Origin of the sequence: Streptomyces sp. NPDC048389 (assembly GCF_040706335.1) — a bacterium.
GTDB lineage: Bacteria > Actinomycetota > Actinomycetes > Streptomycetales > Streptomycetaceae > Streptomyces.
In genome coordinates this window covers 1-14,200 of record NZ_JBEZKP010000002.1, presented here as the reverse complement: position 1 = coordinate 14,200, position 14,200 = coordinate 1, and the positions used below count along the sequence as shown (strand labels likewise).

Below are 14,200 nucleotides of genomic sequence, written 5' to 3'. Positions count from 1 at the left end.
GCCTCGGTGAGACGCAGAAGCAGAGCGGCCGTCGAAGCCCCGCTCCCCCAGCGCGACGGCATCGATCCCGTGAGGCTGCGGCTGCCGGAAGACCCCGGCGGCCGCTGGCCCACCGTGCGTGACCATCTGCTGGACCGGTACGGGGCCGCGATCGGCCCGGCGCGGGTGGAGTCGATGCTGCGGGACGGACGCTTCGTGGCCGCGGACGGCCCGGTCGGCGGGGACGAGCCGTACACGGCGGGACGGTGTCTCTGGTTCCATCGGGACTTCCCCGCGGAGCGGCCGGTGCCGTTCGGGATCGGGATCGTGCACCGCGACGAGCACATCGTGGTCGCCGACAAGCCGCATTTCCTCGCCACCACGCCACGCGGCAGCCATGTGAAGGAGACGGCCGTGGCCCGGCTGCGCCGCGACCTGGGGCTGCCCGCGCTCCAGCCCGCGCACCGGTTGGACCGGCTCACGGCGGGCCTGGTGCTCTTCGTCGTACGGCCCGGGGACCGGGGCGCGTACCAGACGATGTTCCGCGACCGGCGGGTGCGCAAGGAGTACGAGGCGCTCGCGCCCCACGACCCGGCGGTGGCGCTGCCACGGACCGTGCGGAGCCGGATCGTCAAGGAGCGCGGGGTGCTCGCGGCGCGGGAGGAGCCGGGAGAGCCGAACAGCGAGAGCCGGGTCGAGCTGCTCGGGGTGGACGACGGGATCGGCCGGTACCGGCTGCTGCCGGCCACCGGCCGTACCCATCAGCTGCGGGTCCATATGAACGGCCTCGGGCTGCCGATCCTGGACGACCCGCTGTTCCCGGTCGTGCTGCCCGAGGCACCGGAGGACTTCTCCCGCCCGCTGCAACTGCTGGCGAGGGCCCTGGAGTTCACCGACCCGGTCACCGGGGAGCGGCGCCGGTTCGAGAGCCGGCTGAGCCTGGCTCAGTGGCCCCGGTCCACCCATTCCTGAAGGTGCGGCGCCTCGGCGCCGATGGTGGTCGTGCCGCCGTGGCCGGTACGGACGACGGTGTCCGGCGGCAGGGTGAGCAGGCGGTCGCGGATGGAGTCGACGATGGTCGGGAAGTGGGAGAACGACCGGCCGGTCGCGCCGGGACCGCCCTGGAACAGGGTGTCACCGGTGAACACGGTGGCGAGGCCGGGGGCGTGGAGGCAGACGGCGCCGGGGGCATGGCCGGGGGTGTGCAGGACGGTCAGGGCGGTGTCCGCGACGGTGATCACCGTGCCGTCGGCCAGGTCGCCGTCGGGGGCGCGTTCGGGATGGGTCTGCTTCCACAGCGGCAGGTCGTCCGGGTGGAGCAGGATCGGCGCGCCGGTGGCGGCGGCGAGCGCGGGGGCCGCGTCGATGTGGTCGTTGTGCGCGTGCGTGCAGACGACGGCGCGCAGCGTACGGCCGCCGAGCGCGGCGAGGATGGCTTCCGCGTCGTGGGCGGCGTCGACGACGACGGCCTCGCGGTCGTCGCCGACGATCCAGACGTTGTTGTCGACGTCCCAGGTGCCGCCGTCGAGCGAGAAGGTGCCGGAGGTGACCAGGTGGTCGATACGGGCGGCCATCAGAACCGCACCACCGATCGCAGGACGTCGCCCTCGTGCATCCGGGCGAACGCCTTCTCGACGTCCCCGAGTCCGATGGTCTCGGTGACGAACGCGCCCAGGTCGATACGGCCCTGCTGGTGCAGATCGATCAGCATCGGGAAGTCCCGGGAGGGCAGGCAGTCGCCGTACCAGGACGACTTGAGCGCGCCGCCGCGGCCGAAGACGTCCAGGAGCGGCAGTTCGAGCTTCATTTCGGGCGTCGGGACGCCGACCAGGACCACGGTGCCCGCCAGGTCCCGGGCGTAGAAAGCCTGTTCGTACGTCTCCGGGCGGCCGACGGCCTCGATCACCACGTCGGCGCCGAAGCCGCCGGTGAGTTCGCGGATCGCCTCGACGGCGTCGCGGGTTCGGGAGTTGACGGTGTGGGTGGCCCCCATCCGCCTCGCCGTCTCGAGCTTGCGTTCGTCGATGTCGACGGCGATGATCTTCGCTGCACCGGCAAGCCGGGCGCCGACGACGGCCGCATCCCCGACGCCTCCGCAGCCGATGACGGCCACGGAGTCGCCGCGGCCGACCTGGCCGGTGTTGACGGCGGCGCCGATGCCGGCCATCACCCCGCAGCCGAGCAGGCCGGCCACGGCCGGGGAGACCGCCGGGTCGACCTTGGTGCACTGGCCCGCGGCGACCAGGGTCTTCTCCGCGAAGGCGCCGATGCCGAGCGCGGGCGACAGTTCGGTGCCCGAGTCGGCGAGGGTCATCTTCTGCCGGGCGTTGTGGGTGTCGAAGCAGTACCAGGGCCGGCCGCGCAGACACGCCCGGCACCGGCCGCACACCGCCCGCCAGTTGAGGATCACGAAGTCCCCGGGCGTGACGTCGGTGACACCGTCGCCGACCGACTCCACGACACCCGCGGCCTCATGGCCGAGGAGGAACGGGAACTCGTCGTTGATTCCGCCCTGTTTGTAGTGCAGATCGGTGTGGCAGACACCGCATGCCTGCACCTCCACCACGGCCTCGCCCGGGCCCGGGTCGGGGATCGTGATCGTCTCCACCCGTACCGGCTCGTTCTTTCCGGGTGCGATCACACCCTGCACCTGCTGCGGCATAGCAGTACCTGCCCTTCCTCGCGCAGTTGACGTCGCCACCCACTATGGCCCGTGACGTCAGGGTGCGAGGACGTCCAGCTCCTGGAGGGCTCCGACGGCGATCTCCGGGTGAGCCGCTCGGCCCGGTCGGCGTCGCCCTCGCGTACGGCCTCGGCGACCCGTACATGCAAGGTGACCGCCGCCGGGTCGGGGTCGTCGAACATCACGTGGTGGTGGGTGCGGCCCGCGAGCACCTCTGCGACGACGTCACCGAGCCGGGCGAACATCTCGTTCGTCTTCGTCCTGCTCTTGTCACTCGTCCTCTAGCCATCGCGAATGACGCTCCCGCGACCACCGGCGCTCGACCGACCCGGTGCGCATGCCACGGCGTGCCTCCGGGTCGGCGAGCGCCATCGCGATGTGCCCGGCGACCACGATCCCGACCGCGAGCGACAGCCAGTCGTGCACGAACGTCGCGCTCGTACGCCACACCAGAGGCGTCAACGAGGTGAACCACATCAGCAGTCCCGTCCCGAGCATGACCAGTGCCGCGCCGGCGATCCAGGCCGCGTAGATCTTCTGCCCCGCGTTGAACTTGCCCGCCGGCCGGGCGTCCGGACCGTGCCGGCGGCGGCGAACGGCATGCAGCCACGCCCGGTCGTGCGGCCCGAAACGGTTCAGCCGGCGCAGGTCGGCGCGGAACGGGCGGGAGGCCAGCCCGAGCAGGAACGGCACCGGCAGCAGCAGCCCCGACCACTGGTGCACGGTCACCACGAGGTGGCGGCGGCCGACGAGTTCGGCGAGCTGGGGCACGTAGAGCACGGCGGCCGTCGCGATGCACAGCAGCATCAGGGCGGCGGTGGTGCGGTGCACCCAGCGCTCACCGCGGCTGAACCGGCGTCTGCGGCCGGTCCGTTCGGACGGCGGGCGCACCTCGGACGGCGGGGGCACCTCAGACGGTGGGGGAGTCGGTACGGCCGTTGGACCGGCCGACCCAGGCGTCGACGTCATAACCCCGCTCCTCCCAGTAGCCGGGGCGGACGGCTTCGGTGACCGTGATCCCGGAGAGCCATTTCGCCGACTTGTAGAAGTACATCGGCGCCACGTAGAGCCGGACCGGGCCGCCGTGCGTATGGCTGACCGGCTTGTCCTGCATCCGCAGCGCGACGAGGACGTCGTCGCGGCGGGCCTGAGTGAGGGTCAGGCTCTCGCTGTACGTGCCGTCGAAGCAGGTGAACCGGATCGCACGGGCGGTCGGCCGTACGCCGGCGGCATCCAGCAGGTCCGAAAGGCGCACGCCCTCGAACGGCGTGTCCGGCACCCGCCACCCGGTGACGCACTGCACGTCCCGCACGACGCGGGTCTGCGGCAGGGCGCGGAGGTCGGCGAGGCTGTACGTGGCCGGGTGCCTCACGAGGCCGTCGACGGTGAGGCGGTAGTTCTCGGCGGTCCTGCGGGGGACGGAGGAGGCGACGGAGTAGTAGCGGAAGCCGCCCCCGTTCGGGAGCAGGCTCGTGAGCCCGGTCGGGTCCTTGTCCGCGGCGGCCCCGAGGAAGCCCTCCAGACCGCGTTGCAGCGACGGCGCGGCGGCGACTCCTGCGGCGCCGAGGCCGAGCATGCCGAGGACGAGGCGGCGGCCGAAGGGTTTGCCGGCGTGGTCCGCGTCCGCGTCCACGGCGGGGCCGGGATCCGCGTCCGCAGCGGGGCCGGGGTCAGGGTCGGTGGGGCGGTCTGTGGTCACGCGTCGATTCGAGCACCTGGGTGGACGGGCCGCCAGGGGCGTGAGAGGTCCGTCAGCGTTTCGTCACACCTGGGGGCGGGCGCGGGATCCGTCTGCGGCGGGCTTGTCCCCTCCCCTTCCCTGCGGGCCCGGGGCAGGCCCCGGGCCCGCAGGGGCCCGCGCGTCGCTCGGGGGCGGTGCGGGCCGGGGCCTGCCCGCCGGTGACCGAGACGCGGGGTGCGGGGACGCGGGCCCCCGTGGCGGATCCGGGCGGGGCCCCCGCGCGGAGGAGCGCACACCGGGCCGGCGGGAAAGGGCGGGGAGGAGAACGGCCCGGTGCGGCGGCCATGCCCGTCGTCCCGCTACCCCACCGCCCCGGCCGCCGCCCTCCCCGCCGCGCGCCCGGAGAAGAGGCAGCCGCCGAGGAACGTCCCCTCCAGCGACCGGTAGCCGTGGACACCACCGCCGCCGAAGCCCGCCGCCTCGCCCGCGGCGTACAGGCCGCTCAGCGGCGCACCGGACGCGTCGAGGACGCGCGACGACAGGTCCGTCTCCAGGCCGCCGAGCGACTTGCGGGTGAGGATGTTGAGGCGGACGGCGATCAGCGGGCCCGACTTCGGGTCCAGCAGGCGGTGCGGCGGGGCCGTACGGATCAGCCTGTCGCCGAGGTACTTGCGGGCGCCCCGGATCGCCGTGACCTGGAGGTCCTTGGTGAACGGGTTCACGATCTCCCGGTCCCGCGCCGTGATCTCGCGCCGCAGCTCCGCCTCGTCGATCAGGTCGTCGCCGGTGAGCCGGTTCATGCCGCGCACCAGTGCGGCGAGGTCCTTCTCCACGACGAAGTCGACACCCTTGTCCATGAACGCCTGCACCGGCGCAGGCACGTCCGCCCTCGCCCGTACGAAGACGTCGCGGAGGGACTTGCCCGTCAGGTCCGGGTTCTGCTCGGAGCCCGACAGGGCGAACTCCCTGCCGATGATCTTCCGGTCGAGGACGAACCAGGTGTAGCCGTGGCCCGTGCGCATGATGTGGTCGAGCGTGCCGAGGGTGTCGAAGCCCGGGAACAGCGGCACCGGCAGCCGTCTGCCGCGCGCGTCCAGCCACAGGCTGGACGGGCCGGGCAGGATCCGGATGCCGTGCCTGGCCCAGATCGGGTTCCAGTTCTCGATGCCCTCGGTGTAGTGCCACATCCGGTCGCGGTTGATGTGGGACGCGCCGGCGCGCTCCGCGATGCCGAGCATCAGGCCGTCGACGTGCGCGGGAACGCCGGAGAGCAGCTTCCTGGGCGGGGTGCCGAGCCGCGACGGCCACTGGGCGCGTACGAGGTCGTGGTTGCCGCCGATGCCCCCGGACGTCACGACGACCGCCTGTGCCTTGAGCTCGAAGGCGCCTGTCACCTCGCGGGTGCTCGCCGCGCCCCGCTCCGCGTCGGACGGCTGAAGGATCTCGCCGGTGACGGTGTCGATGTCGCCGGCGCTGCCGCCGAGGCCGGTGACCCGGTGCCGGAACCGGAGCTGTACGAGCCCCTTCGCGACCCCTTCGCGGACCCGGCGCTCGAAGGGCGCGACCAGGCCGGGGCCGGTGCCCCAGGTGATGTGGAAGCGCGGCACGGAGTTGCCGTGCCCGTTCGCGTCGTAGCCTCCGCGCTCCGCCCAGCCGACGACGGGGAAGAACCGTACGCCCCGACCGTGCAGCCAGGCCCGTTTCTCGCCCGCCGCGAAGTCGACGTACGCCTCGGCCCACCTGCGCGGCCAGTGGTCCTCCTCCCGGTCGAAGCCGGCGGTGCCCATCCAGTCCTGGAGGGCCAGGGCGTGGCTGTCCTTGATGCGCATACGGCGCTGCTCGGGCGAGTCGACGAAGAACAGACCGCCGAAGGACCAGTGCGCCTGTCCGCCGATGGACTGCTCGGGCTCCTGGTCGAGGACGATGACCTTGCGTCCGGCGTCGACGAGTTCGGCGGTGGCCACGAGGCCGGCGAGTCCCGCCCCGATCACGATCACATCAGCGTCGTACGCCATGGTCTTCCATTCGTCGGTCGGGCCCGGTGGGACCCGATCTTCCTTACGAGTGGGTAACTCGTCAATGCCGGCGGCCGGCGGTGCTTGGATGGGCCCATGACGGAGATGCGTTCCGCGGAGGAGATCCTCGACGTCGTCGACGAGCACGACCGGGTGGTCGGACGGGCCGCGCGCGGCGACGCGTACGCGCGCGGCCTGCGCCACCGTTGTGCGTTCGTCCTGGTCAGGGACGCGGCCGGGCAGATCTTCGTGCACCGGCGCACGGCCACGAAGCTGGTCTTCCCGTCGATGTACGACATGTTCGTGGGCGGGGTCGTCGGTGCCGGTGAGAGCTACGACGAGGCCGCCCTGCGGGAGGCGGAGGAGGAGCTCGGCGTACGCGGGCTCCCACGGCCGGTGCCACTGTTCAAGTTCCTGTACGAGGACGAGGACAAGGACAAGGGAGACGGCGGCGCCCCCCGGCCGTCGTGGTGGTCGTACGTCTACGAGGTCCGCTGCGAGCTTCCCGTGGCCCCTCAGGCGGAGGAGGTCGCCTGGCACGGGTTCGTCACGGAGGCCGAGCTCGAGGCACGGCTGCGCGAGTGGGACTGGGTGCCGGACGGGCTGGCCGCCTACGAGCGGCTCAGGGCGCACCGGTCGGACTGAGGCCGCATGGGGCACGACGCCGAGGCCCGGCCGGGCCGGCCGCGTAGGGTGCGTGGCGTGAGCGACTTTGTACAGAGCCTGCGGCTGTGGTTCGCGCCGGCCCGGATCCGGAACGAGGGCGAGACACCCGACTACCGGTTCTCGCTCGCCAACGAGCGCACCTTTCTCGCCTGGATCCGTACGGCGCTCGCGCTCATCGGCGGCGGCTTCGCGGTCGACCAGTTCCTGCCGGACCTGCGCTGGGGTGTGCGGGCGGGGCTGGCCCTCGCCCTGATCGGGGCCGGGGCGGCGTGTGCCGTACGGGCCGTGAACCACTGGGTGAAGTGCGAGCGGGCGATGCGTCGGGGTGAGGACCTCCCGGTGTCCCGTTTCCCCGCGCTGCTGGCGGTCGCGGTCGCGGTGGTGTCGGTCGCCATGGTGGTGGTCGTGGCATGGGGCGACGTGTGACCGGCCCCGCCCGCGACCCCGGCCTGCAGCCGGAGCGGACGCGGCTCGCGTGGCGCCGAACCACCCTGACCTGCACGGTCGTGGCGGTACTCGCCGCCAGGCAGGCGGCGCAGGACACAGCGGCGGCGGTCGTGCTGAGCGTGGCCGCCTGGCTGGGCTTTCTGGCGGTCGCGCACCGGCGCATCGGGGCGATGGCGGGGGCCCGGCCGTCGGCCATGCCGATGGGCGGTGCGATCGCCGCGGCGGCGTGCGTCCTGGCCCTGGCGGCCTTCGCGGTCGCGATCGTCGTGTGATGTGACGACATGGCCCGGCGTTCCGTTTCGTGGCGCGATGCGGACACCGGCACGGCCCGGACGACTGCGGCTGCGGCTGCGGGCCGTGACGCCTCGGACGTGCGTGCCGTCGAGGCGCGGTGCGCGGCGCAGGGCCCGGCACACCGGCGCCGACTACCCTGGAACGGACACAACGGCACGAATTGCACCAGAGGGGAGGGCCATGACCGTCGCCCACCAGGAACACGCCGCGCACGAGCACGCCCACGGCCCGGCCTGCGGCCATGCCGAGGTGCCGCACGGCGACCACGTCGACTACGCGCACGACGGGCATCTGCACCGGAAGCACTCCGACCACTGGGACGAGTGCGAGCCGGGAGAGCACGTGTCGCACAGCGGGCACACGCACGTGCACGGCGCCGGATGCGGCCACCCCGCCGTGGTGCACGGCGATCACGTGGACTACGTGCACGACGGGCACCGCCACGCGGAGCACGAAGGACACTGGGACGACCACTGAGCCGACCACCCCGAGGCGCGCCCCGGGGTTTCCCCCGCGGCGGGTCGACCGGCAGGGTGTGAGGGCCGATTCGGCGTCGACCACCCAGAGGAGCCGCAGTGTCCACCGACGAGCCCTACACCGTCGAACTCACGCCGCACGTGCACGCCTACGTCCAGCCGGACGGCGGCTGGTGCCTGAACAACGCGGGTTTCGTCAGCGACGGACACTCCACCCTGCTCGTCGACACCGCGGCCACCGAACGGCGGACCCTGGCGCTGCGCGAGGCACTGCTGGCCACCGGCGCCCCGCTCCCCCGCCTCGTCGTCAACACCCATCACCACGGCGACCACACGTACGGAAACGGCGTCTTCCAGCCGGAGGCGGTGGTGGTGGGGCACGACTCGTGCCGCCACGAGCTGCTCGCAGCGGGCCGCCAGCTCCACCTGCTCTGGCCCGAGACCGATTTCGGGGACATCCGGATCACCGCGCCGACCGTCACGTACAGCGACCGGATGACCGTCCATGTCGGGGATGTGGAGGTCCGGCTCGTCCATCCCGGGCCGGTCGCCCACACGACCGGCGACACGGTGGTGCACCTGCCCCGGCAGGGCGTCGTCTTCACCGGCGACCTGATCTTCCAGGGCGGCACGCCGTTCGTTCCGATGGGCTCGCTGAGCGGTTCGCTGCGGGCGCTCGACGTACTGCGGGCGCTCGGCGCCGAGACGGTGGTGCCGGGCCACGGGCCGGTCACCGACCCCTCGGCGTACGACGCGACCGAGCGCTATCTGCGGTTCGTCGCCGACGTGGCGGAGGCGGGGCGGGCAAAGGGGCTCACCCCGCTGGAGACGGCACAGGCGACGGACCTGGGAGACTTCGCCGAGCTGAGGGAGAGCGAGCGGCTGGTGGCGAACCTGCACCGGGCCTACGCGGAGCTGGAGGGTCTGCCGGAGGGGTCGCCGCTCGACGCCGCGACGGTGTTCGCCGACATGGCGGCGATGAACGGCGGTGTGCCGGTGGCCTGCCACGCCTGACGGACGAGTTGTGGCCGCCACCCCTGACGGGCACCGTCGACGGGAGTACACGTGGCCCGCGCCACTCCTGACGACACGGCACGTGGCCCCTGCCACCCCTGGCGAGAAGGCCGCGCAGCCGGCCACCCCTGACGACACGGCACGTTGCCGCCACCCCTCGGCGGGAGGGCCGCGGGGGCCTGTCACGCCTGACGGGAGGGCTCTTTCACGGGAGGCGTCGGTGGGCCCGGGCCCGCCGACGCGTCCCGGGCGGGTGTGATCCGGACTTCGCTTCGACCGGGCCACTGGACGACATACCGACTGGTCGGTCATCATGAACGCGTTTCCCAGGACCGCCCCCGGAGGTGCCCGTCATGAGCTCAGTCCCCCCAGGTCTCGATCCCGAGCAGCTGCGCGGCTTTCTCGACCGTGAGCGGCCCGGGCTGGTGGGCGGACCGCTCAGCGCCCGGCTGATCCAGGGCGGCCGGTCCAACCTCACCTACGCCGTCACCGACGGCACCTCACGGTGGGTCGTCCGCCGGCCGCCGCTCGGCCACGTGCTGGCGACCGCCCACGACATGAAGCGCGAGCACCGGGTGATCAGCGCACTGGCGCCGACCGCCGTCCCGGTGCCCCGGCCCGTGGTGCTCTGCGAGGACGAGTCGGTCGTCGGATCGCCGTTCTACGTCATGGAGTTCGTCGAGGGCACCCCGTACCGCACCGCGGAGCAGCTCGCGCCGCTCGGCGCGGAGCGCACCCGCGCCGCGGTGCTCTCCCTGACCGACACCCTCGTCGATCTCCACGCCGTCGACCCCGAGGGGGTCGGCCTCGGCGACTTCGGCCGGCCCGAGGGCTTCCTCGACCGGCAGCTGCGGCGCTGGGGCAAGCAGCTGGCGGCCTCGCGAGGCCGCGAACTGGCCGGTGTCGACGCATTGCACGCCGCCCTGGGGCGTGCGCTGCCGGTCTCGCCGGCCGCGGCCGTCGTCCACGGCGACTACCGCCTCGACAACGTCCTCATCGGTGACGACGACCGGATCAAGGCGGTCCTGGACTGGGAGATGTCCACCCTCGGCGACCCGCTGACCGACCTCGGCCTGCTGGTCATGTACAGCAAGCGGCTCGAGCTGCCCGACTCCCCCGTCAGCACCACCGCCGGGGCGGCGGGCCACCCGTCCCCGGCCGAGCTGATCGAGCGGTACGCCGAACGCTCCGGCCGGGACACCTCGGCGATCTCCTGGTACGAGGCGTTCGCCTGGTTCAAGCTCGCCGTGATCCTCGAGGGCATCCACTACCGCTACACCCTCGGCCAGACCGTCGGTGCCGGATTCGACCGGATCGGCGATCTCGTCCCCCTTTTCATCGAGCACGGTCTGACCACCCTCCAGGAAGGCTGAGTACCCCATGGACTTCGCATTCGACGCCCGTACCGAAGAGCTGCGTGCCAAGCTGCTCGCCTTCATGGACGAACACGTCCACCCCGCCGAGCAGATCGAGCACGAGCAGCGCGCGCGGCTGGCGTCGCCGTGGGACACCCCCGCGATCGTCGAGGAGCTCAAGGCGGAGGCGCGCAGGCAGGGCCTGTGGAACCTCTTCCTCCCGGACTCCGAGTACGGCGCCGGCCTGACGAACCTCCAGTACGCGCCACTGGCCGAGATCACCGGCCGCAGCCCGCACCTGGCCCCCACCGCGCTGAACTGCGCCGCCCCGGACACGGGCAACATGGAGGTGCTGACGCAGTTCGGCAGCGACGAGCAGAAGAAGCAGTGGCTGGAGCCCCTGCTGGCCGGCGAGATCCGCTCGGCGTTCGCCATGACCGAGCCGGAGGTCGCCTCCTCCGACGCGACGAACATCCAGACCCGGATCGACCGTGACGGCGACGACTACGTCGTCAACGGCCGCAAGTGGTACATCTCCGGTGCGATGAACCCGCTCTGCCGGATCTTCATCGTCATGGGCAAGACCGACCCCGACGGCGACGACATCCGCCGCCAGCAGTCCATGATCCTGGTGTCGCGCGACACCCCCGGTGTCGAGATCCGCCGCGCCATGCAGGTCTACGGCTACGAGGACCACTCCCACGGCGGTCACGCCGAGGTCGTGTTCCACGACGTGCGGGTACCGGCCGCGAACCTGATCGGTGAGGAGGGCGGCGGCTTCGCCATCGCCCAGGCGCGGCTGGGTCCCGGCCGCATCCACCACTGCATGCGGCTGATCGGCATGGCGGAGCGCGCCATCGAGCTGATGTGCCGCAGGGCCGTGTCCCGCGACGCCTTCGGCAAGGCGATCGCCCAGCAGGGCGTCGTGCAGAACTGGATCGCGGACGCACGGGTCACGGTGGAACAGCTGCGGCTGCTGGTGCTGAAGACGGCGTGGCTGATGGACACGGTCGGCAACCGCGGTGCGCACACCGAGATCCAGGCCATCAAGATCGCGACGCCCCGGGCGGTGGTGGACATCCTCGACAAGGCGGTCCAGGTCCACGGCGCGGGCGGTGTCAGCCAGGACTTCCCGCTGGCGGAGCTGTGGGCGGCGGCCCGGACGCTGAAGCTCGCGGACGGTCCGGACGAGGTTCACCAGCGGTCGCTGGCACGGCGGGAGCTGAAGCGGTACCTGTGAGCCGCAGGCCCACAGGGCCGCGCGGTACCGGACCCGCCCCGCCGCTTCCGGGAGCGGCGGGCTGCTCCCCACTCCGCCGCTCCCGGACCCGGCACCGCCCCGGACGCCGTGTCGCACGCCGGGTGGCGTACCGCGCCCGCCGGGGTGGCCCGGGTCCCGCGCGTTCGCGCGTCCCCCGATCGCCCGTGACCACGCCGCCCCGCCCCGCCGATGGCGGGACGGGGCGGTGAGGTCACCCGGCGGCGCGGCGTCCGATCGCCGCGCCGCGCCGGTCAGTGCAGGTCGGGGTACTGGTTCCAGCCACCGCCGCCGATCTGCACCCGCGCCTTGAACGGCGTCGACGCCTTGCCGGTGCCGGCGTAGAAGAACAGCCCCGCGGAGCTGGACGCCAGCAGGTCGGCGATGCCGTCACCATTGATGTCACCCGGCGCCGAGAGGGTCTTGTACTGGCTCCAGCCCTTGCCACCCACCTGGACCCGGGCGGCGAACGGGGTGCTCGCCCTGCCGGTGCCGGCGTAGAAGAAGAGGCCGGCGGAGCTGCGGGCGATCAGGTCGGCCCGCCCGTCGAGGTTGAAGTCGCCGGAACCGACCAGCTTGTCGTACTGACTCCAGCCGCTGCCGCCGACCTGGACGCGGCCCTTCATGGAGAGCCCGTCGCCGTTGCCGGCGTAGAAGTAGAGCGCGGTCGAGCTGCGGGCGATCAGGTCGCCCTTGCCGTCGCCGTTGAGGTCGCCGGGTCCGACGACCCGGTTGTACAGCTTCGAGCCGCCCGCGAGGTACTCGTCGTACTCGGCGTACTGCGCGGTGTTGTACAGGCGGCCGTCGTACGTGCTGTGCGCGATCAGGTCCGAGACGCCGTCGTCCCGGAGCGCCGACGCGTGGGTGAGCCGCACGGCGGAGCGGTCCCAGCCGGTGCCGACCAGGAACTTCTCCGACAGTCGGCCGGTGCCGGTGCCGTCGTAGTAGTACAGCGTGCCGTCGCCGGTGCGGGCCATGATGCCCTGCTTGCCGAAGCCCGGCTGGTTGCCCGCGGCGGCCATCTGGGTCACCACGCCCCAGCCCTTGCCCATGGACACCCGGCCCTGGAACGTGCCGGTGCCGGTGCCGTCGTAGAAGTACAGCGTGCCGTCGTACGAGCGGGCCGTGAGGTCCGCCGTACCGTTGCCGTTGTAGTCCGTGCCGCCGACCAGCTGGTTGTACTGGAGCCAGCCCGGACCGCCGATCTGTATCCGCGCCTGGAACGGGTAGCCGGTGCTGCTGCCGTTCCCCGGGTAGACGAACAGGCCGGAGGAGTTGCGGGTCACCAGGTCGGCCAGGCCGTCCCCGGTGAGGTCGTCCGCGCCGACCAGCTGGTCGAACTGTCCCCAGCCCGCCCCGCCGACCTTGATCCCCGTACCGAAACCGGAGCCGGTCCCCGGGAAGAGGAACAGACCCGCGGTGCTGCGCGCGAGGAGGTCGGGCTTGCCGTCGCCGGACAGGTCGCCGGGGACGACGAGCTTGTTGTACGCCTGCCAGCCCTTGCTCAGTGTCGTGTACCCGTTGAGTCCGCCCTCGTAGGTGGCGAATTCACCGTTGTGCAGCCGGAGCGCGCCGGTGGCGGTCAGGGTCAGCAGATCGGCCCTGCCGTCCCCCGTGAGGTCGCCCGGCAGCAGCAGGTCCTTGACCTGCGACTCGGTGCTGCCGATGACGGCGGTACCGCCGTGGCCCCAGTCGGCCCACACATGGCCGGAGTTGGTGCGGTAGACGAGGTCTCCGGCTCCGTCGTTGTCGAAGTCGGCCCGCTGGGCCGGTGCGACGGCGGCGGCCACGCGGGCCTGGGCCCGGTCGTCCTTGCCCACGGTCGCCGAGCGGCCGGGCACGGAGAAGACGGGCCGCTCGGTGGTGGTCGCACGGGGCTCGACCGTCCCGGGAGTGCCGCTGTCGGTCCCGGCCGCGTGTGCTGTGATCGTCATCGAACTGCTGACCAGTAGCCCGGCGCAGCCGAGCACCGCCGACGTGGCGATTCTCCGGCGCAGGCGGGGCCCGGGTCTTGCAGAGGTGGGCATGCTGCCTCCAGTAGGAAGGGAAGACCTTCTGAGGAGTGCGGCGCATGCCGGAAAGAACCACGGATATGTGGCGTCGACGGCGGGCCTGCGGCGATACGTCCTCAGCGCGCGGCACGACTGAACCAGAACCCCCACCGACGGTGGCGCCCCTCCCCAGGGTCGTGAAGTAGATCTTCATCCAGATGTCCGCCACGGGCAAGTCCTTTGACGTTGCCGGGACGGGCCGGACGCGGTATGCGGGCGGCGATCGCGGTCGCGGGGGGGGTGGGGCGCCCCCCCGGGGGGGGCGGGCGGCGCGGCCCCCC

14 protein-coding genes and 1 pseudogene are annotated in these 14,200 nt (G+C 72.5%); 8 read left to right on the top strand and 7 right to left on the bottom strand.

Annotated features, from left to right (window positions below):
* The first annotated feature begins 6 nt into the window (after positions 1-6).
* Positions 7-951: a pseudouridine synthase gene (locus AB0903_RS01795; protein WP_366697926.1), complete on the top strand. Its 945-nt coding sequence runs from the start codon at positions 7-9 to the stop codon at positions 949-951.
* Here AB0903_RS01795 and AB0903_RS01790 read toward each other — a convergent pair.
* The 6 genes and pseudogenes from AB0903_RS01790 to AB0903_RS01765 form a co-directional block, all read right to left on the bottom strand.
* Positions 924-1,553, bottom strand: coding sequence for an MBL fold metallo-hydrolase (locus tag AB0903_RS01790; RefSeq protein ID WP_366697924.1), 630 nt, complete (start codon positions 1,551-1,553; stop codon positions 924-926). The genes AB0903_RS01795 and AB0903_RS01790 overlap by 28 nt on opposite strands.
* The gene (locus AB0903_RS01785) at positions 1,553-2,641 is read right to left on the bottom strand and encodes an S-(hydroxymethyl)mycothiol dehydrogenase (protein WP_366697923.1); all 1,089 of its coding nucleotides are present in this window, start codon (positions 2,639-2,641) and stop codon (positions 1,553-1,555) included. The genes AB0903_RS01790 and AB0903_RS01785 overlap by 1 nt, the downstream gene beginning before the upstream one ends.
* A 57-nt stretch (positions 2,642-2,698) precedes the next feature.
* Positions 2,699-2,913, bottom strand: a pseudogene (locus AB0903_RS01780) (GntR family transcriptional regulator); the annotation flags it as partial.
* Positions 2,914-2,932: 19 nt separating this feature from the next.
* The gene (locus AB0903_RS01775; protein WP_366697922.1) at positions 2,933-3,631 is read right to left on the bottom strand and encodes a cytochrome b/b6 domain-containing protein; all 699 of its coding nucleotides are present in this window, start codon (positions 3,629-3,631) and stop codon (positions 2,933-2,935) included.
* On the bottom strand, positions 3,573-4,238 hold the full coding sequence (locus AB0903_RS01770; RefSeq protein ID WP_366698383.1) for a molybdopterin-dependent oxidoreductase: 666 nt from the start codon (positions 4,236-4,238) through the stop codon (positions 3,573-3,575). Before AB0903_RS01770 ends, AB0903_RS01775 begins: the two co-directional genes overlap by 59 nt.
* Before the next feature lie 464 nt (positions 4,239-4,702).
* The gene (locus AB0903_RS01765; RefSeq protein ID WP_366697920.1) at positions 4,703-6,358 is read right to left on the bottom strand and encodes an FAD-binding dehydrogenase; all 1,656 of its coding nucleotides are present in this window, start codon (positions 6,356-6,358) and stop codon (positions 4,703-4,705) included.
* 105 nt (positions 6,359-6,463) lie between these two features.
* Between AB0903_RS01765 and AB0903_RS01760 the strand changes: the two genes are divergently transcribed.
* From AB0903_RS01760 to AB0903_RS01730, 7 genes are all read left to right on the top strand, one after another.
* The gene (locus tag AB0903_RS01760) at positions 6,464-7,003 is read left to right on the top strand and encodes an NUDIX domain-containing protein (RefSeq protein WP_366698381.1); all 540 of its coding nucleotides are present in this window, start codon (positions 6,464-6,466) and stop codon (positions 7,001-7,003) included.
* 57 nt (positions 7,004-7,060) lie between these two features.
* Positions 7,061-7,450: a DUF202 domain-containing protein gene (locus AB0903_RS01755; RefSeq protein WP_366697919.1), complete on the top strand. Its 390-nt coding sequence runs from the start codon at positions 7,061-7,063 to the stop codon at positions 7,448-7,450.
* Positions 7,435-7,743 (top strand): DUF202 domain-containing protein, encoded by a 309-nt coding sequence (locus AB0903_RS01750; RefSeq protein ID WP_366697917.1) that lies wholly within the window; start codon positions 7,435-7,437, stop codon positions 7,741-7,743. The genes AB0903_RS01755 and AB0903_RS01750 overlap by 16 nt, the downstream gene beginning before the upstream one ends.
* A gap of 202 nt (positions 7,744-7,945) precedes the next feature.
* The gene (locus AB0903_RS01745; RefSeq protein ID WP_366697915.1) at positions 7,946-8,242 is read left to right on the top strand and encodes a hypothetical protein; all 297 of its coding nucleotides are present in this window, start codon (positions 7,946-7,948) and stop codon (positions 8,240-8,242) included.
* A gap of 98 nt (positions 8,243-8,340) precedes the next feature.
* Positions 8,341-9,255, top strand: a complete 915-nt coding sequence (locus AB0903_RS01740) for an MBL fold metallo-hydrolase (protein WP_366697913.1) — start codon at positions 8,341-8,343, stop codon at positions 9,253-9,255.
* 353 nt (positions 9,256-9,608) lie between these two features.
* Complete coding sequence (locus AB0903_RS01735; protein ID WP_366697911.1) at positions 9,609-10,628, top strand: phosphotransferase family protein; 1,020 nt, start codon at positions 9,609-9,611, stop codon at positions 10,626-10,628.
* Between the two features lie 7 nt (positions 10,629-10,635).
* The gene (locus AB0903_RS01730; RefSeq protein WP_366697909.1) at positions 10,636-11,850 is read left to right on the top strand and encodes an acyl-CoA dehydrogenase family protein; all 1,215 of its coding nucleotides are present in this window, start codon (positions 10,636-10,638) and stop codon (positions 11,848-11,850) included.
* 272 nt (positions 11,851-12,122) lie between these two features.
* Here AB0903_RS01730 and AB0903_RS01725 read toward each other — a convergent pair whose 3' ends face one another.
* Complete coding sequence (locus AB0903_RS01725) at positions 12,123-13,895, bottom strand: VCBS repeat-containing protein (protein WP_366697907.1); 1,773 nt, start codon at positions 13,893-13,895, stop codon at positions 12,123-12,125.
* Positions 13,896-14,200 lie beyond the last annotated feature (305 nt).